This is a genomic window from Rasiella rasia (genome assembly GCF_011044175.1).
GTDB lineage: Bacteria > Bacteroidota > Bacteroidia > Flavobacteriales > Flavobacteriaceae > Marinirhabdus > Marinirhabdus rasia.
In genome coordinates, this window is the sequence record NZ_CP049057.1 from 3,087,932 (window position 1) to 3,109,317 (window position 21,386).

A 21,386-nucleotide genomic window follows, 5' to 3' on the forward strand; every position below is an offset into this window, starting at 1 on the left:
TATTTATTTTCTAGTCACTACGTATAGATCGCGCCACAGTCTTGGTCTATGAGAACGCTCTCCAGGTGCTTTCGGATTCATGTCGTATCGCATTACATTTTCTATCGTATATGCTGAAAAGGTCTCTTTAAACTTAGCCACATCATCTTGCGAGACTAAAACACCAAATGAAGTTTCTTTTGGAAGGTTTTCTGCACCAAAATTTAAAATTACTGGAATAGGTTTACCGTACTCCCAAATCATTTCAGGGGTAAAGTAAGAGTATTCGTAAACGGGTAGATTATTATTGTTGGCCTGCCACGTGTTTAGTTCTGAAAGAGATCTGAATTCTGGGTTAACCGTAAGTGCTTTCGCCATGGGCATACCAAAACACATGATAACCACAATAAATGCAATGGTACCATAAAATACAGGTTTTATCTTTTTCCGAAGTAAATTCCTAAAAATAAATACGCCCACAGCTACAAGGGCTATAGAAAGTATAATAAACCAAACCCAATACCCATCTAGAGAATCTTTCAGAAAGAAATACCCACCTACGGGAAAAATAATTCCAATAGTTGCTATTAGTCCAAAGTTGAAGTACACAGGAATGGTCTCTCGTTTGTCGTTCAACTCAGAAAATTTCAGAAAAAGATATTCAATGTAGAAGGCAGTATTTAGTGCCAACGGAATAAGTACAGGCAATAAATAACGTGATTTTTTTTCAGGAATCACCGAAAGCAACACCACTGAAGCCATGGTCCATAAAAAGGTAAATAAATAGCCTTTTTTATCGCTCACCCTATTTTTTAGATACGGATACAATAACCCTATAAAAGCGATAATAGTCCAAACACCGCTTTGCGTAAAAAAGCTCCAATAGTAATAGAAGGGACGTACGTTATAGCCTGTCCAATTGCTCGTTTCTCGTCGGGTAATTTCGGCAACCGCTTCGGGGTCGAAGGTGTAGGTGTACCAATACCACCAGCCAGAGAGTACAAGAGAAACTACTAAGAATACGAATAGTGGTACAATTCGACTTTTAATATTTTTGAATTTATACGTTACTCCAAACGCAATTAAAAAGGGAAGGAGCAGGGCATATAAAGAAACAGGGCCTTTACTCATAAACGAAGCTCCAAAAAATAGGGCCGCGATAAGAATTCGCTGGTACTTCTTTGTTTCGTGAGTAAAAAACAGAAACAATTGATAGATACACACCGTCATAAAAGCATGAGTAAAAATATCCCACTGCCCATTGCGCCCAGAAAAAATAATATAAAAGGAGGTTGATAAGACTAGTGCAGCTACAAAAGCCAATATTCTATTATTGCTAATGCGTACGGTAAATTTATAGGTGGTTAGTACTAACAGTAAAGTAACCAATGCTGCTGGCAGACGCATTGCGGTAAGGCTTTTAAGACCAAAAATTGCTGCAGAAAAAGCCGTAAGCCATGTAGGTAATGGAGGTTTTTGGTACCGTGGTTCGCCATTTAATGTCGTGAGTAACCAATTGCCATCGTCTAGCATTTCTCTTGCCGTTGCAAAATTTCGAGCTTCCATAATGTTTACAAAGAGTGCGTCTAAATTCACAAAGAAAATAGCGACACATGCCAGGCAAAGTAGCAGTATATGATTATTTGTTAACCGATGCATTGGTTTGTTTTTTCCAGATAAAGATGTTTCGTATATAAATAATAAGCCCAGCAATATGACCTACAAAAAGCACTGGGTCTTTTCTAAAAATAGCATAGGTTAAAATGAGCGATGCACCTAAAACGCTCATACGCCAAAACCCGACGGGGAGTTGTGAGGTTTTTGTTTTTTCAGAATAGATCCATTGGTAAATAAAACGCAAGGTAAATACTAGTTGCGATACAATGCCTAACACCAATAACCATACGGGTATGTTGTCGTTGCTAAACAGTTGTTCAAGGTCGTATTCGCCATTGTTATATGAGTATACAACTACGAATATTGGGAATATAAATAAAAAAATCTGAAGCCATTTGGGTGATTTTTGCCATTCACCTTGCAGTTGTAAATTTCTAATATATATGTAATATGTAAGGGATTGTCCTAGCATGATGGCAAAGTCGTCACGCATATAACCGTATACAAACAATAAAAAAGATGCTAGTAAACTTAGTTTCCAAAAGATAGAGGGCGTAATAACCCGTTTATTTTTTTCTGAAAGAATCCATTGCAACAATAGACGCCCTGAGAATAAGAGTTGTGCTAAAAAACCAATTGTGTACACAAGCCAATCGCTCATCCTTTAGATTTTACGTCGTAATTGATGTATTTTTTCTTCATCCAAACATAGGCAAAGCAATCCGTTAAGGGTCCTATGAGTCGGTTCCATACGCCAAATTTTGCAGTACCCGCCATACGTGGAAAGTGTTGTACAGGAACCTGCAATACTTTGCCATTTTGTAGTAAAATCATCGCAGGCAAAAATCGATGCAATCCTTTAAACATAGGAATTCTCTTCGCGTAGTCTGTTTTAATAACTTTAAGCGGGCAACCCGTGTCGTCCATCCCATCATGCGTAAAGGCACGCCGAATACCATTAGCAATTTTTGAGGACATATTTTTTACAAACGTATCCTTTCTATTGGCACGAACACCTGTAACTAAATCGTATTCGCCAATTTTTTCTAGCAGCAAATTAAAATCTTCTGGAGCTGTTTGTAAATCACTGTCAATATAACCCAATAAGGGAGCTTCAACATGATCGAAACCTGCTTTAATAGCTGCGCTGAGTCCGCGGTTTTCTTTGAAATTTATAAAATTAAATGCCTCGTTGCGCTCACAAATGTCTTCAATAAGCTTTTGGCTATTGTCTTTAGATCCATCGTTTACAAAAAGAATACTTGTAGTTTTGGTGGCAATCTTTGTGTAGGCCAGAAGCTCTTTCTCTACGCGAGCTAGGTTCTCTTCTTCGTTATACACAGGAACAATAATGGTAAATTGGTATGATATCACAGGGCACTATTTAATTGCAAAAGTATCGTTTTTTTTGTTGTTCATCTTTTGAAACGATAGCTTCACCAATAGTTTTTTTAAATATTCTGCTCAAGGCGACTCGATTGAAGACTCAAAACTTTATTTTTGGTATAGAATTTTACTCATTTTTATGAAGATATTGGTTACAGGAGCTGCTGGATTTATAGGTTCACATACCGCAGAACGACTTCACGCACTAGGGCATGAGGTTTCTGCAATTGATAATTTTTCGTCTTATTACGATATTTCTTTAAAGCAAAAAAACACCGAAACCTTAGCAAGACAAGGAATAATTGTAGCTAAAGCCGATTTGCGTTTCGCAGATTTGTCTGCTTATATTTCAGAAGATATTGATGCTATTTTTCATTTTGCGGCACAACCTGGTATTGCAGCAGATAGTACGTTTGAATCGTATTTTAGCAATAATATTCAGGCTACCCAGCGTATGCTAGACGTTATTGAAACCCTAGAAAAGAAACCGTTTTTTGTAAATATTGCAACTTCGTCTATCTATGGACTTCACGCCACGTTAACTGAAAGCGAAGCCCCACTGCCAGCCAGTTGGTATGGTGTAACTAAATTAGCGGCAGAACAACTAGTTTTAGGGTACACTAGAAGAAACTTATTACGAGGAACTTCATTGCGCTTGTATTCTGTATATGGGCCACGAGAACGTCCTGATAAATTGTATACGCGTTTAATAGATTGCGGACTTAACAATAAGCCATTTCCTTTGTACGAAGGCAGTGAAAAGCACTTGCGCAGCTTTACCTATGTGCAGGATATTGTAGATGGTATTGTAAGTGTTTTAGAGCATCAGGAGGTTTGTAATGCTGAAATTTTCAATTTGGGTACCGAAGAAGAAAATACCACTGCTACCGGAATTGCAACAGTAGAAGAAATTTTAGGCACAAAAATTAGCATCCAGAGTCATCCACCTCGTCCTGGCGATCAATCGCGTACCAAAGCAAATATTGACAAGGCTAGAAAGTTGCTGGACTACAATCCTAAAACAGGTTTGAAAGAAGGGTTAGAGGCGCAAGTAGCTTGGTTTAGAGATACCTTTAAATAAATGCAAGTAGGTTTTCTGCAGCCTTAAAAGGTGTTATTTTTCCTGCTTCTACAAGTTTTGTCTGAAGGGTTAATGCTTCTTTCACGGCATCATTTTCGTAAAAATTTCTCTTCAGTTGCTCATCTATGGTTTGTAACAGCCAAAATTTGTTTTGTTTATTTCTTTTGTTCTGAAAATAGTTGGTGTTTTTTGCTTCGGAAATGTAATTTGAAACAAGCTCCCAAATTTCTTCAATACCTTGGTTTTCTAAGGCTGAGCAAACCACTGTTTTAGGAACCCAACCATTGTCTTTTGGGGGGTAGAGGTGTAGCGCTCTATTGAATTCGGCCTTGGCTAATTTAGCGGCTTTCACATTTTCTCCATCTGCTTTGTTTATGGCTATAGCATCTGCCATTTCCATGATACCACGTTTAATGCCTTGAAGTTCATCTCCAGCTCCAGCCAATTTCAGCAATAAAAAGAAGTCGGTCATAGAATGTACAGCAGTTTCACTTTGTCCTACACCTACAGTTTCAATAATAATAGTATCAAAGCCAGCGGCCTCACATAAAATAATGGCCTCACGAGTTTTTCTGGCCACACCACCTAATGAGTTTCCGCTTGCAGACGGTCTAATGTATGCGTTTCTGTTGGTCACCAAAGAAGCCATACGTGTTTTGTCACCTAAAATACTTCCTTTACTTACAGTGCTACTGGGGTCTACAGCCAAGATGGCTACTTTTTTACCTAAACCTGTTAATAGAGTGCCCAAACATTCAATAAACGAGCTTTTACCCACACCAGGAACTCCAGTAATACCAATACGAATGCTTTTATTGGCACTGGGTAGACAAGCTTCAATTAAGTGCTCACCTTCTTGTTGGTGCTTCTGGGCAGTACTTTCAATGAGTGTGATACCCTGACTTAAAGCCGTCCTGTTTCCTTTTAGAATTTTAGCTGCCAGTGTTTTTGCTGAAACTTTAGTGCCCCGATGTTGCTGAATAGATTGCGCAACTTTCTTGGAAATAAAGTTGGGAGTTGTAACCCCTTCTTTTTCGTGTATGATCTTAGATTTTTTAGCACCTTTTGCCATACCCGAAATTTATGACAATTTTATGAATCGGCATTTCATATTACATAATTTCGTTGGTATATTGATAATGTATTAATCTAAAACTGAAATATCATGAAAACTTTATATGAAGCAACATCAACAGCCGTTGGCGCTAGAAACGGTCATGTGCGCTCAGAAGATGGACCTATAGATTTTAAGCTGTCGGTACCTAAATCTATGGGTGGTGATGGAGGTGAAGGCGCAAACCCAGAACAATTATTTGGTGCGGCATACGCTGCTTGCTTTGGAAGTGCAATAGAAGCCGTTGCAAAAAACAAGGAAGTAGAAGTTAACACAGAAGAGATTAGTGTAGCTGCCACAATAGGTTTCTGTAAAGACGACGACGGTTTTTTCTTAGAAGCAACATTAGACTGCTATATTCCAGAAGTTTCTAAAGAAGTTGGAGAAGACTTAGTGAATGCGGCTCATGAAATATGTCCATTTTCTAAAGCCACAAGAGATAATATTACTGTGACGCTTAATCTTTTGCTCGATGAGTAAACGAGTTTAGTAGCATAAAAGAAGCCCTCGAATTTTGAGGGCTTCTTTTATTACATAGCTTTTAAGTTAATAATTCTGCCGTCATCCGGCTTGTCATCATCATCTTTCTTTTTGTCATTTTTGTTAGAACCATGAAGTGCTTCATCTCTGGTAGCTGGCTCTTTCATATCGGGATCTATCTTGTGTTGCTCGGCTTGTTTTATATACCACTCTAACTGCTGTTTCTGCTTGTATAAAATTCCAAGCGTTAAATCGGGTAGTTGATGGTTGTTAATTAATTCATCATACCTTTTTATATTGTATCGGTCTCTTGCAATACATTGCTGAAGTATTACCGTAGTATCAAAATGTTCTAATGCCTCTTTAATCTCATGCCAAGTTCTATCTTGATGTCCTTTTTCGGCTTCAAACTTAAGTGGTTCAATATCTCGAGAGCTAAGTTCATTACTTAAAGTATTTGCCATTCTATTGCGCTCAACCGCCATAAAGCTTAAAAATCGCTTTAATACAGTTGTTTTGGCATCGTCTGCAGCATTATAATATAATTTTTCGGCTTCAAAACATGCAACGAGCAAACGATTCAATTTATTAAAATCTGGGTATTTGTTCTTCATGTATTTTTAGATTTACCCAAATGTATGATAAAAAGATTTCTTGAAAATTAACTTTATAAGTAAATTAAGCTAAATTTTTCTTAAGAAACTGCAACGCATCTAAAAAAGGTTCGTCCTTTATCCGAACAGCAACCAAAAAAACCATCGAAGTTTGTCTAGTAATTTACTCGTAGCACAGTGTAAACAAAACAGCCGAAAGGCGCAATTAGCTTTGTACAAGCAATATTGTGACGGAATGTTTGTAGTGGCGCTACGGTATATGAAAGACGATGCTGCTGCGCAAGATGCAGTGCAAGAGGCGTTTATAAAAGCGTTCAAGAAAATCGAGCAGTTCAAAGGGGACGTCACCTTTGGGGCTTGGTTAAAACGTATCGTAATAAATACGTGTTTAGATGCTTTAAAGGCGCGAAAGTTAGAAACAGAACCCCTATATGACGAGACCTTGCGCTTGGCAGATGATGAATCAGATTGGCAGGTTTCAGATGATAGAACGGTAGAGGAGGTGATGGATGCTATTGAAAAACTAAGCGATAACTACAGAGATGTAGCGAAGCTTTTTTTACTCGAAGGATATGATCACCAAGAAATTGCAGGAATAATGGGAATTACAGAAAGTGCTTCTCGTACCAAACTGCATCGGGGAAAATTACAATTAAAAGAACACTTAAAACATTTACAATATGGCACAGGATATTAGAGAATTGCTACGTAATCGTCCTGAAACAAAGAGGACGATGCCGGAGGATCATGAAATGAAGTTTGAGAAAATGTTAGAAACACATTTTCCAGACCAGCCACAACAAACAAAGCGCAACGCATCGTTTTTTTGGCTGAAAGTTGCCGCTGTAGCAATATCGTTCTTAGCGGTAAGCTTTTTTGGGTATCAATACCTTTCTGGATTAAATGGAGCTAATGGCAACAATCTCGAATTGGCAGATACCGAAGATGATACCAAAATGGATGCAAAAGACATCTTAAAACAGCCAAAGCTTACCTTGGGTGATCTTTCTCCCGATTTAAAGAAGGTTGAAAACTTTTACCTCACTGGAATCGATGTGCAATTAGCTTCTTTAGAAACTGACGACGAAAATAAAGAATTGATAGATGGGTATATGGAGCGTATCTCTGAGCTCAACGAAGAATACAACCGTCTCAATAACGAACTAACCGAAACAGGACCTACAGAGGCAACTGTTAACGCATTAATAGATAATTTGAAATTACGTTTGGATTTGCTGTTTAAACTGAAAAACAAATTAAAAGAACTTAAAAATTTAGACAATGAAAAATTCAATGACCTACAAGCATAGCCTTGTAACCGCAATACTCTTATTGTGCGTTGGTTTTCTAACAGCACAGAGTACCTATAATGAATCTTTTTCTGTGAATGGTGATGCCGTAGTGCAAGTAAATACCTCGCACACTAATGTAGTGTTTGAAACATGGAATAAAGACAAAGTTGAAGTAGAAGCCTTTGTAGAAGGAGAGAACTTATCGGAAAAGGAAAAACAAGAAATTTTCGATAACTGGAAGTTTGATGTATTAGGAAATAGTAAAAAGGTAGTAATTACCTCTAATGAAGGAAGTTTATGGGGTGGATACGAAACCTTAGGAAGCCTAGATTCTTTTGACAACTTAGGAAGTCTAATCAACACATCTAGTCTAGAAGCGTTAAAAGGACTTGAAAACCTAGAAGGTCTTGGCGATCTTTTTACGGCAGACTTTAACATAAATGTGCCAGATATTCCAAATGTAGAGAAAATGCCTAATTGGCCTTTTAGCGACATGAAACCGAGTATTAAATCGGGAGATTCATACACCAACTATAATTTCAATAATAATGGTTCGTATACCTTCGATAGAAGTGCTTATAAAAGAGATAAGCAAGCATACGTAAACAAATTGAACCAAAAGTATGGTACTAATGTTTCAGTAAAAGAAACAGATCGCTGGTTAAGTAATTTAGATGAATGGAGCGAAGACTTTGAAAAGCGAATGGAAGAATGGGGAGAAAACTTCGGAAAATCCTTTGAAAAGAATTTTGGTCCCGATTTTGAAAAGCGCATGGAAAAATGGGGCGAAGAATTTGGCGAAAAGTTCGGTAAGCGTATGGAAGCCTGGGGTGAGAACTTTGGCAAAGACATGGAAAAATGGGGAGCCCAGTTCGAAAAAGATGCAGAAGAATGGAGTAAGCAGTTTGGTGGCCACCATGAGAAGCAAGAGATTATAGATGAAAATGGTAATAAAACCACCATTATAAGAAGTAATAGTAGCAACCTTCTTTTCGACAAAGACCATAAAAAGGTTAAAAAAACCATTATCATACGTATGCCTAAAAACACTAGAACAGACATTAATGTGCGTCACGGTGAGATTAAAATGGCAGATGTGTCTAATGTAAAAGCAACGCTTAATTACGCTGCGCTAACAGCAAATAGCATTGATGGGGGTAAAACCCACATCAATGCTTCATACGCCCCTATAGAAGTAAATTATTGGGGTAATGGTGTGCTCGCAGTGCAATATGTAGAAAATTGTAAATTAAATACCGTAGACCGTATTAGGGTAGACTCTAATTCTAGTAATGTAATTATTAACGAGGTAAAGAAAGAAGCCTATATTAAAGGTTTTATTGGAAGTCTCTTTATTAATAAAATTTCGCCGAAATTTACTTCAATAGATATTATTTTAGATGATACCAATTCTCAGATTGAATTACCATCTTCAGACTATACGTTTTATTTCAACGGAAGAAAATCTACCTTACAATATCCTAAGTCGCTTCAGGCAACACAGAGCAAAGAGTACGGGAGAATTTTGGTGAAAGGGTTTAACAAAAGTGAAACTTCACCACATTCATTAACTATTAATGCAAATTATAGCAACGTTAAATTGCAATAAGTTAGCGATCTTCATACCCAAACAAACCTATACCTACATATTCAATGAAAAATATAGCCCCTACAACCAAAACAATTCCAGAAATATAAATTGCCATTGTAGCACCAGATTTTTTACTGGTTTTTGGTTTTCTCACCAATAATTGTGCAACTACAGCCCGCACACAACTTCGTTCTAAATAAAATACCCATGCAATGCTTGCTACATAAAAGCATGCACTAAAAAGTGCGCCATAGGCCACTCCAAAAAAATAGTCCACAACTATAATGTTCAATAAAATAGGGATAAGAATACTACCGCCTATAAGCTTTGTTCTTGGGATTAAAAAGAGCACGGCACCTAATAATTGTGAAATACCAATAAATAGAATATATCCTCTAGAATGACCAAAAAATGTCCATGCTAGATTGTAACTCTCGGTTTCACTAAGCGGAATAGACCCAATGGATTCAGGGATGTTGTTTTTAGTGTAAAACTGTCCGTTTAAGATTTTTCCTAAGCCATACGTACCCAGTTTCAAGAATACATTTATTCTAACCGCCCATTCAACGGTGTTTAGCAAAGTTCTGCTCATAAGTAATAAATAAAAACCGTTTTGACACCACATGGAGCGTATCAAAACGGTTGTTTAAAAAACGTGCACATGTTGTTACGCGTCTTTATTTAGTTTTTTAGTGAGAATAAACCCTAAGAAAAGTCCTGCGCCCGCCATAAAAAAGATTGTTCCTGGTACGGCAACATCTTCATTCATGCCTGCTTGTACAATGGCTTCAGACAACAGTGTTCCTGCACCAATGCCCATAAGTAACAACGCCAAATTTATAATAATAACTTTCCAGATTGGTGTTACTTTACGATCCTTTCCGTAGAAAATAGATGCATCTGCACCCTTTTCAATAAGAGCGAGTCGCTCTTTGTTTCTTGCAGAAATGTAGAGGTAAAATATTCCGAAGATCACTCCGAAAATCAAGGGTAAAATAATAACTTCAGATCCCATAATGTGGTTTTTTAATGATGAATGATTTAATAATGTACTTCTAAGACGTACGGTTGTAAATTTCGGTTACACAAAATTTTGTTTTTTCTTCTGAAAAATAAATTCATTTTCCTGTAACCAATACAAAATAAGAAGCGTCTTACCTTAAAATGAAACCAGACACTGACCAAGAACTAATTGCCAAAACATTACAAGGCCAGACCAAGGCTTATGGAGTGTTGGTGTTACGGTATCAGGATTTTATTTATACTATTGTTTTACGAATTGTAAAAAAGAAAGAAGAAGCCGAAGAAATTGCCCAGGATACATTTGTGAAGGCATACGAAAAACTCTCAAGTTTTCAGGGAACGTCTAAATTTTCTAGCTGGCTTTACAGTATTGCCTATCGGAAAGCGTTAGATTTTTAAAAAAAACAACGTAGATTTAAGCCAGAAGTTGATATTGAGGCAATTCCTTCAGGGAGTGTGGCCCCTATAGAAAATGGGCTACAAAAAATGATAACAAAAGAGCGAAGTGAGTTAATACAAGACTGTTTAATGCAGTTGCCAGAAACCAACGCTGCCATTATAACATTTTATTATTTTGAAGGGCTTTCAGTTAAGGAAATTTCAACCATAACAGAACTTTCAGAAGACAACATAAAAATAAGACTGTATAGAAGTAGAAAGCAATTATTAGGGTTATTAGCCCCATATATTATGCAAAACACACACAATCATGGAACAGCCATTTAAGAACGAAGAGGATATCATTCGAACGCTTGTACAAGAATCTAGACTCGAATCTCCTTCTGCTAATTTTTCAAAAAGCATTATGGAGAAAATAGAAGTGAACACAACTGTTACGGCAGTACGGCCTTTGCTTTCTACTAGCGGATGGGTAGCATTTGTAGCCTTCTTAATTGCAGGAAGTGTCTTGTTGTATCTATATCCAATTGATAAAGTTTCGTTGGCAGATCGTTTAGTAGATACGCTTCACACTTATAAAACAAGTACGCCATCGTTACATGTTTCTAGAGGGGCACAATATGCATTTTTGTTTTTGGCGCTATTTTTAATTCAGATACCTTTTTTAAAACGTTTTTTAGACAAGCAACGTACTTAATTAGCTTCGTTTCATAAAAACAGCGACCAATGCAGAAATAACTAAGCCTCCGCCCAAGGCGCCTACAGCCGCTTGCCATATATAGTTGTTTATATTGAAATAGTCATTAGCCTCCTCAATACTCATTAAATCGTTGGTTACCGAATAACTAGCCACATTGTTAAAGTATTCTGGAGTAATATAATGGTGGGTAATGTACTGCGCCAATGGAGATAATAAGGCTACAAATAGTGCCATTTTAGCACCTGTTACAAAACCTTGAGTCCATGTCATTTTTTTATCGAAGTGACGTCGTCTCTTTTCACGCATCACTAAAACGTACATTAAAATGGCAAATGGTAAGAACAATAGTGTGAGCCAAAAATGATCTGCAATTTTTTCATCGTGCCATCCCAGTGTCTTTTCAAATAGCATCCAGACCAATGTGGTGATGGTAAAGATAAAGGCCCATTTTAATTCAATTTTAATTGCTTTCATGTACTAGGTGTCTTATGTTTCGAAGATACAAAAAAAGAGCACCTCAAAAACTATGCTTTGAGGTGCTCTCGATAACTTTTTAAAAAGTGCTTCTTAGTGGTTTACCAACACCCATTCGCCTTTATTTATCAGCGGAATGGCTTGTTTGTATTTTACTTCTTTACTCTCGCCACTCATTACATGCTTAATGGTTACCTTGTCGTTTCTACCAATTTTTGGCTGCTCCCGTACTATGGTTTCAGTTACTTGTTGTTGCTGACGTTGCGTTTGCCCCGCTGCTCTAGATTCTGCAGCACGCTCATCGAGATTCTGAATTTCTTCTTTCTGTTCATTCAACTTTTCTTTCGGACGTGTTTGTCTTGCTTCTCTAATCTGCTCCTGATTTTCACGCGGAAGCTCCCCTTTAAATAAGAAAGAGATTACTTCTTTGTTCACTTTTTCAATCATTGCTTTAAAAAGTTCAAAAGCCTCAAACTTGTAGATAAGCAACGGGTCTTTTTGTTCGTGTACCGCTAGTTGCACAGACTGCTTTAACTCATCCATTTTTCTTAGATGTGTTTTCCAAGCATCATCAATAATTGCTAGTGTGATGTTCTTTTCAAAGTCGTTTACAAGTTGTGTTCCTTCAGTTTCGTATGCCTTTTCTAGATCTGTAGCAACATTAATTGTTTTAACTCCGTCTGTAAAAGGTACTAAAATACGCTTGTACTGCTCTTTATGATTTTCATATACATTTTTAATCACAGGAAATGCCATCTCTGCATTTCTTGCCATTTTTTCTTTGTAGTGATTAAATGCTGCTTTGTATACTTTTCCTGCAATTTGTTGCACCGCCATATCTTCAAATTCTGAAGCCGATATTGGAGAACTCATTGAGAAATAACGAATTAGCTCAAACTCGAAATTCTTGTAATCTTGAGCAAGTTTATTGCTTTCGGTAATTACTTCGGCAGTGTCGTAAATCATGTTAGCAACATCTACTCTAAGACGTTCTCCAAACAATGCATTGTAACGACGCTTGTATACCACTTCACGCTGCGCATTCATTACATCGTCATATTCTAACAATCGCTTACGTATTCCAAAGTTGTTTTCTTCTACTTTCTTTTGTGCACGCTCAATAGATTTCGAAATCATACTGTGTTGTATCACCTCTCCTTCTTTAAGCCCCATACGGTCCATCATTTTGGCAATTCGCTCACTACCAAACAAACGCATTAAGTTGTCTTCTAGTGATACGTAAAATTGTGAACTTCCAGGATCTCCTTGACGTCCGGCACGACCACGTAGCTGTCTGTCTACACGACGACTATCATGACGTTCTGTACCTACAATTGCGAGTCCGCCAGCTGCTTTTACTTCATCACTAAGTTTAATATCGGTACCACGACCTGCCATGTTGGTGGCAATGGTTACCATTCCGCTATTACCAGCTTCGGTTACAATATCTGCTTCTCGTTTGTGTAATTTTGCGTTAAGAACGTTGTGCGGTATGTTTCTAATGCTCAACATTCGACTTAATAATTCTGAAATTTCCACCGAGGTGGTTCCGATAAGAACAGGTCTTCCTGCACCCGAAAGTTCAGTTACTTCGTCTATCACCGCATTGTATTTTTCACGCTTTGTTTTGTAAATTTTATCTTCACGATCATCACGTGCAATGGGGCGGTTGGTTGGTATTTCTACTACATCGAGCTTGTAAATTTCCCAAAGCTCTCCAGCTTCAGTAACTGCTGTACCTGTCATACCCGCCAGCTTGTTATACATTCTAAAGTAATTCTGAAGCGTAATGGTCGCAAAGGTTTGCGTCATGGCTTCAATCTTTACATTTTCTTTGGCTTCAATCGCTTGGTGCAATCCGTCGCTATAACGACGCCCATCCATAATACGTCCAGTTTGTTCATCTACAATCATCACCTTGTTGTCCATTACTACATACTGATCGTCTTTTTCGAAAAGCGCGTATGCCTTTAGCAATTGGTTCATGGTGTGAATACGTTCACTCTTTATTCCAAAGTCACGAAACAACACTTCTTTTTCGGCTGCCTCCTCTTCAGGAGTCAGTCCTTTATTTTCAATTTTTGCGATTTCGGTACCCATTTCAGGCATCACAAAGAAATCTGGATCATCTGCACCAGAAAGGTAGTCTACCCCTTTGTCTGTAAGTTCAATCTGGTTATTTTTTTCATCAATTACAAAATAGAGTTCCGCATCAATTTTTGGCATTTCGCGGTTGTTATCCTGCATGTAGAAATTTTCTGTTTTCTGAAGGATTTGTTTCACTCCTTCTTCAGATAAGTATTTAATTAATGCCTTGTTCTTCGGAAGACCTCTATAAACACGCAGTAATTTAAATCCGCCCTCTTTAGTATCTCCTTCAGCAATAAGCTTTTTCGCTTCGGCTAAAACACCGGTAAGCATCTTTTTCTGAACATTTACAATGTCGTTAATTTTCGGTTTTAACTCATTAAATTCATGTCTATCACCTTCGGGTACAGGCCCAGAAATAATTAAAGGGGTTCTGGCATCATCAATCAATACACTATCTACCTCATCTACAATAGCGTAGTGGTGTGGGCGTTGTACTAGGTCACCTGGTGTATGCGACATATTATCACGTAGGTAATCAAAACCAAATTCGTTGTTGGTACCGTAGGTAACGTCTGCGTTGTAGGCTTTACGACGCTCTTCAGAATTCGGACGATGAAAATCGATACAATCTACTGTCATTCCATGAAACTCGAAAATAGGTGCCATCCACGCACTATCACGTTTTGCCAGATAATCGTTTACGGTTACAAGGTGCACTCCATTTCCAGCAAGGGCATTAAGGTAAACAGGCAGTGTAGCTACCAATGTTTTACCTTCTCCTGTTTGCATTTCTGCCGCTTTTCCTTGGTGTAAGGCAATACCCCCAATAAGTTGCACATCGTAATGCACCATATCCCAGGTTACTTCTTTTCCAGCAGCGTCCCAAGAGTTTTTCCAAACTGCTTTATCGCCATCTAGGGATACGTAATCTTTTTCTCCAGAGAGTTCACGATCAAACGGAGTTGCTGTAACGGTAAGGGTGGTATTATTTTTAAAGCGTTTAGCGGTTTCTTTTACAACGGCAAAGGCTTCAGGGAGTATTTCGTCTAATGTTTTCTTTTCAACCTCGTAACGACTTTCTTTAAGCGCATCCATTTGGTTGTAGATATCTTCTTTCTTGTCTATATCTTCTTCAGCATCTGCTTGTTTTTGAAGCTCGTCAATTTGAGATTGAATCTCTTTCTGATCTTCTTTTATTTTACTTCGGAAATAGTCGCTCTTGGCACGTAGCTCGTCTATTGAAAGTTTTTCAATGGCAGCTTCGTGTTCTTTTACTTTATTAACAAGGGGTTGAATTTCCCCAATGTCTTGCTTGGATTTATCTCCTACAAATACTTTTAATACATTATCTAAAAATCCCATAATAGTGGTTCAATTTAAGGCTCAAGTGAGACGGGCAAAACAGCCGTTTTAAGCGTATACAAAAAAACTGAAAAAAGACCACATTGGCAAGTGGTTTTCACCTTTTGTACACTCACATTCGAGCATAAAAAAAGTCTCAATTTCCATGAGACTTTTTGTGTTATATTTAATTGCAGTAAAGCAACAGGTTAATATTCATCTTCATTCCACAGATAATCATCGTCTGTGGGGTAATCTGGCCAAATTTCTTCAATCGAATCGTAAGAATCACCTTCGTCTTCAATAGCTTGAAGGTTCTCTACAACTTCTAAAGGGGCTCCCGTTCTAATAGCGTAATCTATTAGTTCGTCTTTTGTTGCCGGCCAGGGCGCATCACTTAAATAAGATGCTAATTCTAAAGTCCAGTACATAGTACGTTGTTGTTATAATTTTGTGCAAAAATAATTTTTTAGACCAAAAAGCCAAGGAAAAAAGGAATTATTTCTACGTTATTTGAAAGAACGTTTGTAACAGAGTGGTAATTAATTAGTTAATCAATTAAAAATTTAATTGATTTGAACACTTGAAAACTATTTTTCTCTTCACTAATTAAAGCTTTTCAGGAATCCACTTTACTTCGTCTGCTTGTAAGTCATGAGACAACTTCCGTGCCAGCACAAATAGGTAGTCAGAAAGTCTGTTTAGATACATTAAAACACGCTCGTCTGTGGGTTCTTGTTCATGTAGTAGTGTGGCAAGACGTTCGGCACGACGGCATACACAACGTGCAACATGACAGTATGACACCGATGTGTGTCCGCCCGGCAATACAAAATGCGTCATTTGAGGCAGGTGGTCGTTCATTTTGTCCATTTCGGTTTCAAGTAGCGCAATGTCTTCTTCGGAAATTTTAGGAATATTAAGCCGTTCTTTACCACTTTTCAGCATGGTCTTTTCAGGATCTGTTGCCAAAATAGCGCCTACTGTGAATAATTTGTTCTGTACATGAATTAAAATTTCGGTACTTCGCGGGTCTATTTCTTGATCTCTCACCAGCCCGATATAGCTGTTCAATTCATCAACAGTGCCATAGCTTTCAATTCGTATATGGTGTTTGGGTACACGCGTACCTCCAAAAAGGGCTGTAGTACCTTTATCGCCTGTTTTTGTGTATATTTTCATGAACTACCGTGTTATTCTATTTATCAAAGATACAATGAAGCAGTGAAAATATAATGATTTGTTCGAACGTACGAACAAATAAAAGTTGTATTTCAACCTATTAATTGCTAACTTAACGTATTATTAACGTATAACTTTTTAATTATGAAAAACCTAAATTCTCGGGGGAGAAGATTTAGAATTTTTTTCCTCATTTTTTGTGCCTTATTTGTCAATATCAATTCCATCTTATCACAAGATTTCTACGATACATGTGCGACAGAAGATGGTAATAACCAAGACTTATCATCATTTTATAGTCATTCTACGGCGCCCATCGATTTTGCAGTTGATGAACCTGTAGTCTTAAATGTTTATTATTGGCAGATAAAAGCACCAGACGGTTCTTTTGGTGGTGCGACCTTTACCGAAGATACGGTTTTTGGAAAGTGTAGCTTACTTAAATTTGACGTTTAATAAATTCAATATTTATTTCAAGTATCGTGGCTACGGGAGTTTTAATTCTCCAGGAAACCTGCCAAAAATAGCTTATGAATTAGTAGATACAGATGGAGATGGTATACCAGATACATATGATTGTGTTCCAAAACTGGGCTATGACCCTGATGGTTATGGCTTTATGGGTAGGTGTCAAATTAGTAGTTTTTGGGGTTATGCATCATCTAACTATAAACAAGCAGATGCTATGAATATTTACGTACCCTATGCTTCTGAATTTGGTGGGGCGGCAAGATCTGTTGGTAGTAATATGACAGTTATAAAGGCCGATAGGTTAAGCGAGATAACTGCTACTCATGAAATCGGGCATGCACTTGGATTGTATCATACACGGTCAAAAACTAATGGTGAATCTGATAAAGAACATACTACTCGCGTAAAGTTCTTGCCAAATGGGACATTGAATCCCGATTTTAACGCAGAAGATGCAGATGATGAAATAGTAGACACCGCAGCAAACACTAAATTTAGACATGGGTCTGCTTATTATCCTTTTATTAATGGAAACTGCGAATATACTGGAACTGAAACTGATGAAATAGATGTTCCATATGACATATATCCAGAAGATGTTAAAAACGCTATGAGTGATGCCTATATATGCCACGAAAATGTTTTGTCAAACGGTCAAGGACACTATATGAGAGAAACCATATTAAATGATAATGATTTAATAGTAGCTAGAACTACGGTTGCTTCTTTATATGAACCTTACAGCGGTACGTATTACCTAGGGGGCCCTCCTCAGAATCCGGCTGATAGACCCTTGTTCCAACCTGGGTTTACTTATCGATTTATTGAGTGTGATTGCGTATATGGGCCAGGAGACCCTAATCCCACCGAATATGGCGACACAGATTTTACTTACAATAGTTTTAATATCGTTTCCAGTTATGGTGCAACTGAAACAAATTATGCCAGTATTACACATCCAAACCACACGGCTATAGATATTGTGGGTGACCCTGCATCTATTTTTCCACAACCTTGGCGATGTTACGATTTTGTAAATGGTACCCCAATAGGAGGGCGCGTTACTAGATTTAACGATAATGTGTTTAACGCTAATATCACGTTAACACCTAAAGATTCTACGGGTATTAATAGCCCTAATTTAATTAATAACTTGCCTCAAGGTTTGTATGCAATAGATAAAGATTTTGACGATGGTAGTACAGAACAAACCATTATACAAAAAGGAAATAACTAAAACACTTCAGGACTTCATTATATTACGATGAAGTCCTGTTTTAAAAATATATTATGAAATTCAAATTATTTACAATCGTATTTTTGGTTGGTTATTATGCAAGTTTTGCTCAATTTGGTACTGAACAGTTGATAAGCATGGAGGCAGAACTTCCGGTATCTATTATTGTGGCAGATTTAGATGGTGATGGTTTTAAAGATGTTCTTACTGGTGCTAGATCTAGTAACGAAGTAGCATGGTTTAAAAACGTAGATGGCTATGGTTCTTTTGGACCCATTATCCCAATTTGGCAATCTAACGAAGTAAAGCGCGTACAGATGGCAGACCTAGATGGCGATGGCGATTTAGATATTATTGTGTGTAATAACCTCTTAGACACTGTGCATTGGCACGAAAATTTAAATGGTGCTGGTGCATTTGGTACTCGCCAAATAGTTGATATGTCTGCGGATGGCGTTTTTGATGCAGTAGGTGCCGACATAGATGGTGATGGGGATATGGATATTGTGGCGGCTATCGATTTCGAACAAAGTGCCGTTTGGTATGAAAACTTGGATGGAGCGGGTAACTTTGGAACTGAAAATTCTATTTCTTTTTTACTTCCTAGTTGTAGATCAGTTTTTCCTGTAGATATAGATAATGATGGTGATTTGGATGTGGTGGCTAATTCTGCGGGTAGCACCACCATTTCTTGGTTTGAAAATACAGATGGACAAGGCACTTTTGGACCTCAAAATATTGTGGCGAGTGGAGACCCTACGTATGCTTCTGATGTAATCTCAAGAGATATTGATGGTGATGGTGATTTTGATATTATTGGGACATATAATGGTGCAGACACTGTGTTTTGGTTCGAAAATTTAGATGGTGCAGGTAATTTCAGTACTGAAAAATTAGTTACAAATGAAGCACTTCAATGTACCTCAATATTCGCTGCAGATTTAGATAATGATGGTGATCAAGATGTTATTTATGGCTCAACACCTTCTGCTATAGAAGAAACCTCTGAGGTGGCTTGGTCTGAAAACTTAGATGGATTGGGCAATTTTGGCCCTAAACAGGTGCTTTCGGATAAATTGATGCTTACAAGGGAAGTATTTGCCGTAGACGTAGATAGTGATGGAGACCAAGATATCTTTGCAACGTCACAGAATAACAATAAAATTGTATGGTTTGAAAATAGAACCATATTAGGGGTAGATAATAACGTAATAGATACGGTAGCCGTTTACCCCAACCCTACTCAGTCTGTTTTGTTTATTTCAAGCCCCAACATAGAACTTATTCAAGTTACTATAACTAATAACCAAGGTAAAACTGTAGTTGAGACCAAAGGAAAAACAAATGAAGTAGATGTAAGTGCTTTAAGTAGCGGGGTCTATGTAGTTACACTGTCTGCAAACAAAAATGTAAAAATAGTCAAACAGTTTATAAAAGAGTAACACTATTTTTCATCCTCCTCCCGCTCCTTCTTTCGTTCTAAATAGCCGCTTTTAAAATTGCGTTGGCGCCTGTTACGATTGTTTGCAGTATTCTTTTTATTCCAGAAGTACACAATAACCGCTAGGACCAAAAGCCCAAAAATCACAAAATACGGATTGTAAATGTTTATCGCTACCATGTTGGGAAATTACAAATTCCAAAAGACAAATCACAAAGAAACGTTGAGGGGTTTAGAAGTTTTATGTCGTCACTCACCACTCATCACTCACTACTAATTACGTACTACCCATTCTCTATTTCTCACGTCTGTTTCTACCATTCCGTCACGTAGTCTAATCACTCTATGGGCGTGTTCTGCAATTTCTTCTTCGTGCGTTACTATAATCACAGTATTTCCTGCCGCATGAATATCATCAAACAGCTTCATGATTTCTACCGAAGTTTTAGAGTCTAAGTTTCCGGTAGGTTCATCTGCCAAAATAATAGAGGGCTTGTTTACCAAGGCTCTTCCTACAGCTACACGTTGGCGTTGCCCACCCGAGAGTTGGTTAGGCTTGTGGTCCATTCTATCGGCAAGACCTACATTGGTTAATACTTCTGCGGCACGTTCGTTTCGTTGCGCTTTAGAAGCTCCAGCATACACCATTGGTAATGCAACATTTTCTAGGGCTGTGGTTCGGGGCAATAGGTTGAAGGTCTGAAATACAAACCCAATTTCTTTATTTCTAATGTCAGCTAGTTCATCGTCTGTGAGGTTACTAACATCTGTGCCATTTAGTTCATAAGTGCCCGCGGTTGGGGTGTCTAAACAACCTAGAAGATTCATTAAGGTAGATTTACCAGATCCTGAGGGCCCCATAAGGGCAACATAATCTCCTTGTTCTATATCTAGGTCAATTCCTTTTAATACGTGTACAATTTCTTGCCCAAGCGGGAAATCGCGTATAATGTTTCTTATTTTAATGACCAATCCCATGGAGTCTAGTGTTTAGTTGGCTTATATGGTTCATATGACGCAAAGGTAGGAATGTTGTTACACTTAACGTGAAGATTAAATACACATTATAACATTTCAATTATTTAATAAAGTAGGGCATAGGTTTGTAGCTGCGGAGGCTTAAAGTATCAATTGATAAAAATTCTGATTATTCTCCAATTACTAAGTTCGTATCACAAAATGTTGCTTTGGTTGTTCTCTTCGGAAGAAAACAAACCCCCATTGAAATGTGTCAATACTTACCGTTACTTTGGGGTTAGCGATAATCTCTAGCCAAGCTTCTGTCATTTCTCTGCTCCAATAGATATCGTCGAATATTAGTACAGTATCGTTGGTAACATGGCTTAAAAGTGCCTCGAAATAGCTAAGCGTTGCTTTTTTGTTATGATTTCCATCTATATAGACCAAATTATACGTTTCTTTTAAATTTTCGGCAAAGAATGATTCAAAGGTAGCCGTAGTACGCTGTATGTTTTTAATACAAAATTCATCAAAATACTGCTGGGCCTTAACCGAAGTAGCTTCACAGCCTTCTACCGTTATTACCTTAGAAGTAGGCGCCCCTAACGCCAGTGCTATGCTGCCCATCCCTAGCGATGTGCCCAATTCTAAAATTGTTTCTGGCTTAAAATATGCTGCCAACCGAAACAGGAGTTGCTGTCTTTTGCGAGTAATACCTGCATGCTTGGCAATGCCAGAAACCTTCCTAATAGGGCTCTTAAATACACGAGAGCCCGCCCCGAAATCTGTTATTGCAATCTCTGAAGTGTCTGAGAGCAATGCCTTTCTGTGTGTGTTTAGTAGTTGGTAATCTACATGCGAAGATTTGTTATAAAAACATTTTGTCATCAAAGTATACACAAAAGGCGAGTGC

The 21,386-nt window shown here is 37.8% G+C and carries 22 protein-coding genes and 1 pseudogene; 10 read left to right on the forward strand and 13 right to left on the reverse strand.

Annotation, left to right across the window (positions count from 1 at the left end):
• Positions 1-3: 3 nt before the first annotated feature.
• From G5B37_RS13740 to G5B37_RS13750, 3 genes are read right to left on the reverse strand one after another with little or no spacing between them, the layout of a single operon-like run.
• Positions 4-1,638 carry an ArnT family glycosyltransferase gene (locus G5B37_RS13740; protein ID WP_263649805.1) on the reverse strand — a complete coding sequence of 545 codons (1,635 nt, stop codon included), beginning with the start codon at positions 1,636-1,638 and terminating at the stop codon, positions 4-6.
• Positions 1,619-2,257: a lipid-A-disaccharide synthase N-terminal domain-containing protein gene (locus G5B37_RS13745; RefSeq protein WP_164680598.1), complete on the reverse strand. Its 639-nt coding sequence runs from the start codon at positions 2,255-2,257 to the stop codon at positions 1,619-1,621. Before G5B37_RS13745 ends, G5B37_RS13740 begins: the two co-directional genes overlap by 20 nt.
• The gene (locus G5B37_RS13750) at positions 2,254-2,967 is read right to left on the reverse strand and encodes a glycosyltransferase family 2 protein (RefSeq protein WP_164680957.1); all 714 of its coding nucleotides are present in this window, start codon (positions 2,965-2,967) and stop codon (positions 2,254-2,256) included. Before G5B37_RS13750 ends, G5B37_RS13745 begins: the two co-directional genes overlap by 4 nt.
• A gap of 154 nt (positions 2,968-3,121) precedes the next feature.
• Here G5B37_RS13750 and G5B37_RS13755 point away from each other — a divergent pair, with 154 nt between their 5' ends.
• Positions 3,122-4,063: an NAD-dependent epimerase/dehydratase family protein gene (locus G5B37_RS13755; protein WP_164680599.1), complete on the forward strand. Its 942-nt coding sequence runs from the start codon at positions 3,122-3,124 to the stop codon at positions 4,061-4,063.
• Here G5B37_RS13755 and meaB read toward each other — a convergent pair.
• Positions 4,056-5,135, reverse strand: a complete 1,080-nt coding sequence (gene meaB, locus G5B37_RS13760) for a methylmalonyl Co-A mutase-associated GTPase MeaB (protein WP_164680600.1) — start codon at positions 5,133-5,135, stop codon at positions 4,056-4,058. The genes G5B37_RS13755 and meaB overlap by 8 nt on opposite strands.
• A gap of 93 nt (positions 5,136-5,228) precedes the next feature.
• Here meaB and G5B37_RS13765 point away from each other — a divergent pair, with 93 nt between their 5' ends.
• On the forward strand, positions 5,229-5,657 hold the full coding sequence (locus tag G5B37_RS13765; RefSeq protein ID WP_164680601.1) for an organic hydroperoxide resistance protein: 429 nt from the start codon (positions 5,229-5,231) through the stop codon (positions 5,655-5,657).
• Between the two features lie 50 nt (positions 5,658-5,707).
• Here the strand turns inward: G5B37_RS13765 and G5B37_RS13770 are convergent, their stop codons facing one another.
• Positions 5,708-6,271 carry a DUF2383 domain-containing protein gene (locus G5B37_RS13770; RefSeq protein ID WP_164680602.1) on the reverse strand — a complete coding sequence of 188 codons (564 nt, stop codon included), beginning with the start codon at positions 6,269-6,271 and terminating at the stop codon, positions 5,708-5,710.
• Between the two features lie 151 nt (positions 6,272-6,422).
• Between G5B37_RS13770 and G5B37_RS13775 the strand changes: the two genes are divergently transcribed.
• The 3 genes from G5B37_RS13775 to G5B37_RS13785 are packed head-to-tail and all read left to right on the forward strand — an operon-like array spanning position 6,423 to position 9,172.
• Positions 6,423-6,968 (forward strand): RNA polymerase sigma factor, encoded by a 546-nt coding sequence (locus G5B37_RS13775; protein ID WP_164680603.1) that lies wholly within the window; start codon positions 6,423-6,425, stop codon positions 6,966-6,968.
• The gene (locus tag G5B37_RS13780; RefSeq protein ID WP_164680604.1) at positions 6,952-7,581 is read left to right on the forward strand and encodes a hypothetical protein; all 630 of its coding nucleotides are present in this window, start codon (positions 6,952-6,954) and stop codon (positions 7,579-7,581) included. Before G5B37_RS13775 ends, G5B37_RS13780 begins: the two co-directional genes overlap by 17 nt.
• Entirely contained in the window at positions 7,553-9,172 is a 1,620-nt protein-coding gene (locus G5B37_RS13785) for a YggN family protein (protein WP_164680605.1), read from the forward strand. The genes G5B37_RS13780 and G5B37_RS13785 overlap by 29 nt, the downstream gene beginning before the upstream one ends.
• Position 9,173: 1 nt before the next feature.
• On the opposite strand, the gene G5B37_RS13790 is transcribed toward G5B37_RS13785, so the two are convergent.
• Positions 9,174-9,746: a hypothetical protein gene (locus G5B37_RS13790; protein WP_164680606.1), complete on the reverse strand. Its 573-nt coding sequence runs from the start codon at positions 9,744-9,746 to the stop codon at positions 9,174-9,176.
• A gap of 75 nt (positions 9,747-9,821) precedes the next feature.
• Positions 9,822-10,169 (reverse strand): DUF6249 domain-containing protein, encoded by a 348-nt coding sequence (locus tag G5B37_RS13795; protein ID WP_164680607.1) that lies wholly within the window; start codon positions 10,167-10,169, stop codon positions 9,822-9,824.
• A gap of 149 nt (positions 10,170-10,318) precedes the next feature.
• Here G5B37_RS13795 and G5B37_RS15260 point away from each other — a divergent pair.
• Positions 10,319-10,903: pseudogene (locus G5B37_RS15260) on the forward strand (RNA polymerase sigma factor).
• Complete coding sequence (locus G5B37_RS13805; protein WP_164680608.1) at positions 10,887-11,273, forward strand: hypothetical protein; 387 nt, start codon at positions 10,887-10,889, stop codon at positions 11,271-11,273. Before G5B37_RS15260 ends, G5B37_RS13805 begins: the two are co-directional and overlap by 17 nt.
• Here the strand turns inward: G5B37_RS13805 and G5B37_RS13810 are convergent, their stop codons facing one another.
• From G5B37_RS13810 to G5B37_RS13825, 4 genes are all read right to left on the reverse strand, one after another.
• On the reverse strand, positions 11,274-11,750 hold the full coding sequence (locus tag G5B37_RS13810) for a DUF4199 domain-containing protein (protein ID WP_164680609.1): 477 nt from the start codon (positions 11,748-11,750) through the stop codon (positions 11,274-11,276). It lies immediately after the preceding gene.
• Positions 11,751-11,843: 93 nt separating this feature from the next.
• The gene (gene secA, locus G5B37_RS13815; protein ID WP_164680610.1) at positions 11,844-15,203 is read right to left on the reverse strand and encodes a preprotein translocase subunit SecA; all 3,360 of its coding nucleotides are present in this window, start codon (positions 15,201-15,203) and stop codon (positions 11,844-11,846) included.
• A 188-nt stretch (positions 15,204-15,391) separates the two neighbouring features.
• On the reverse strand, positions 15,392-15,613 hold the full coding sequence (locus G5B37_RS13820; RefSeq protein WP_013070580.1) for a DUF2795 domain-containing protein: 222 nt from the start codon (positions 15,611-15,613) through the stop codon (positions 15,392-15,394).
• Positions 15,614-15,791: 178 nt separating this feature from the next.
• Positions 15,792-16,364, reverse strand: a complete 573-nt coding sequence (locus G5B37_RS13825; RefSeq protein ID WP_164680611.1) for a cob(I)yrinic acid a,c-diamide adenosyltransferase — start codon at positions 16,362-16,364, stop codon at positions 15,792-15,794.
• Positions 16,365-16,508: 144 nt separating this feature from the next.
• Here G5B37_RS13825 and G5B37_RS13830 point away from each other — a divergent pair, with 144 nt between their 5' ends.
• Genes G5B37_RS13830 through G5B37_RS13840 form a run of 3 tightly spaced genes read left to right on the forward strand, consistent with a single transcriptional unit; the run spans position 16,509 to position 19,514 of the window.
• Entirely contained in the window at positions 16,509-16,820 is a 312-nt protein-coding gene (locus G5B37_RS13830; protein WP_164680612.1) for a hypothetical protein, read from the forward strand.
• Positions 16,810-18,072 (forward strand): hypothetical protein, encoded by a 1,263-nt coding sequence (locus G5B37_RS13835; RefSeq protein ID WP_164680613.1) that lies wholly within the window; start codon positions 16,810-16,812, stop codon positions 18,070-18,072. The genes G5B37_RS13830 and G5B37_RS13835 overlap by 11 nt, the downstream gene beginning before the upstream one ends.
• Positions 18,073-18,125: 53 nt before the next feature.
• On the forward strand, positions 18,126-19,514 hold the full coding sequence (locus G5B37_RS13840) for a T9SS type A sorting domain-containing protein (protein ID WP_164680614.1): 1,389 nt from the start codon (positions 18,126-18,128) through the stop codon (positions 19,512-19,514).
• A 272-nt stretch (positions 19,515-19,786) separates the two neighbouring features.
• On the opposite strand, the gene G5B37_RS13845 is transcribed toward G5B37_RS13840, so the two are convergent.
• Together G5B37_RS13845 and G5B37_RS13850 are read right to left on the reverse strand one after the other, a co-directional pair.
• Positions 19,787-20,491, reverse strand: coding sequence for an ABC transporter ATP-binding protein (locus G5B37_RS13845; RefSeq protein WP_164680615.1), 705 nt, complete (start codon positions 20,489-20,491; stop codon positions 19,787-19,789).
• A 183-nt stretch (positions 20,492-20,674) separates the two neighbouring features.
• A complete protein-coding gene (locus G5B37_RS13850) occupies positions 20,675-21,361 on the reverse strand; it encodes an O-methyltransferase (protein WP_318527355.1) in 687 nt (228 codons plus the stop codon).
• Positions 21,362-21,386 lie beyond the last annotated feature (25 nt).

What these genes read in the sequence shown, in the direction of transcription:
- G5B37_RS13740 (WP_263649805.1), bottom strand. Translation starts at nt 1,638, where the DNA reads ATGCATCGGTTAACAAATAATCATATACTGCTACTTTGCCTGGCATGT.
- G5B37_RS13745 (WP_164680598.1), bottom strand. Translation starts at nt 2,257, where the DNA reads ATGAGCGATTGGCTTGTGTACACAATTGGTTTTTTAGCACAACTCTTA.
- G5B37_RS13755 (WP_164680599.1), top strand. Translation starts at nt 3,122, where the DNA reads ATGAAGATATTGGTTACAGGAGCTGCTGGATTTATAGGTTCACATACC.
- meaB (WP_164680600.1), bottom strand. Translation starts at nt 5,135, where the DNA reads ATGGCAAAAGGTGCTAAAAAATCTAAGATCATACACGAAAAAGAAGGG.
- G5B37_RS13765 (WP_164680601.1), top strand. Translation starts at nt 5,229, where the DNA reads ATGAAAACTTTATATGAAGCAACATCAACAGCCGTTGGCGCTAGAAAC.
- G5B37_RS13770 (WP_164680602.1), bottom strand. Translation starts at nt 6,271, where the DNA reads ATGAAGAACAAATACCCAGATTTTAATAAATTGAATCGTTTGCTCGTT.
- G5B37_RS13780 (WP_164680604.1), top strand. Translation starts at nt 6,952, where the DNA reads ATGGCACAGGATATTAGAGAATTGCTACGTAATCGTCCTGAAACAAAG.
- G5B37_RS13785 (WP_164680605.1), top strand. Translation starts at nt 7,553, where the DNA reads ATGAAAAATTCAATGACCTACAAGCATAGCCTTGTAACCGCAATACTC.
- G5B37_RS13790 (WP_164680606.1), bottom strand. Translation starts at nt 9,746, where the DNA reads ATGAGCAGAACTTTGCTAAACACCGTTGAATGGGCGGTTAGAATAAAT.
- G5B37_RS13795 (WP_164680607.1), bottom strand. Translation starts at nt 10,169, where the DNA reads ATGGGATCTGAAGTTATTATTTTACCCTTGATTTTCGGAGTGATCTTC.
- G5B37_RS13805 (WP_164680608.1), top strand. Translation starts at nt 10,887, where the DNA reads ATGGAACAGCCATTTAAGAACGAAGAGGATATCATTCGAACGCTTGTA.
- G5B37_RS13810 (WP_164680609.1), bottom strand. Translation starts at nt 11,750, where the DNA reads ATGAAAGCAATTAAAATTGAATTAAAATGGGCCTTTATCTTTACCATC.
- secA (WP_164680610.1), bottom strand. Translation starts at nt 15,203, where the DNA reads ATGGGATTTTTAGATAATGTATTAAAAGTATTTGTAGGAGATAAATCC.
- G5B37_RS13820 (WP_013070580.1), bottom strand. Translation starts at nt 15,613, where the DNA reads ATGTACTGGACTTTAGAATTAGCATCTTATTTAAGTGATGCGCCCTGG.
- G5B37_RS13825 (WP_164680611.1), bottom strand. Translation starts at nt 16,364, where the DNA reads ATGAAAATATACACAAAAACAGGCGATAAAGGTACTACAGCCCTTTTT.
- G5B37_RS13830 (WP_164680612.1), top strand. Translation starts at nt 16,509, where the DNA reads ATGAAAAACCTAAATTCTCGGGGGAGAAGATTTAGAATTTTTTTCCTC.
- G5B37_RS13840 (WP_164680614.1), top strand. Translation starts at nt 18,126, where the DNA reads ATGAAATTCAAATTATTTACAATCGTATTTTTGGTTGGTTATTATGCA.
- G5B37_RS13845 (WP_164680615.1), bottom strand. Translation starts at nt 20,491, where the DNA reads ATGGGATTGGTCATTAAAATAAGAAACATTATACGCGATTTCCCGCTT.
- G5B37_RS13850 (WP_318527355.1), bottom strand. Translation starts at nt 21,361, where the DNA reads ATGACAAAATGTTTTTATAACAAATCTTCGCATGTAGATTACCAACTA.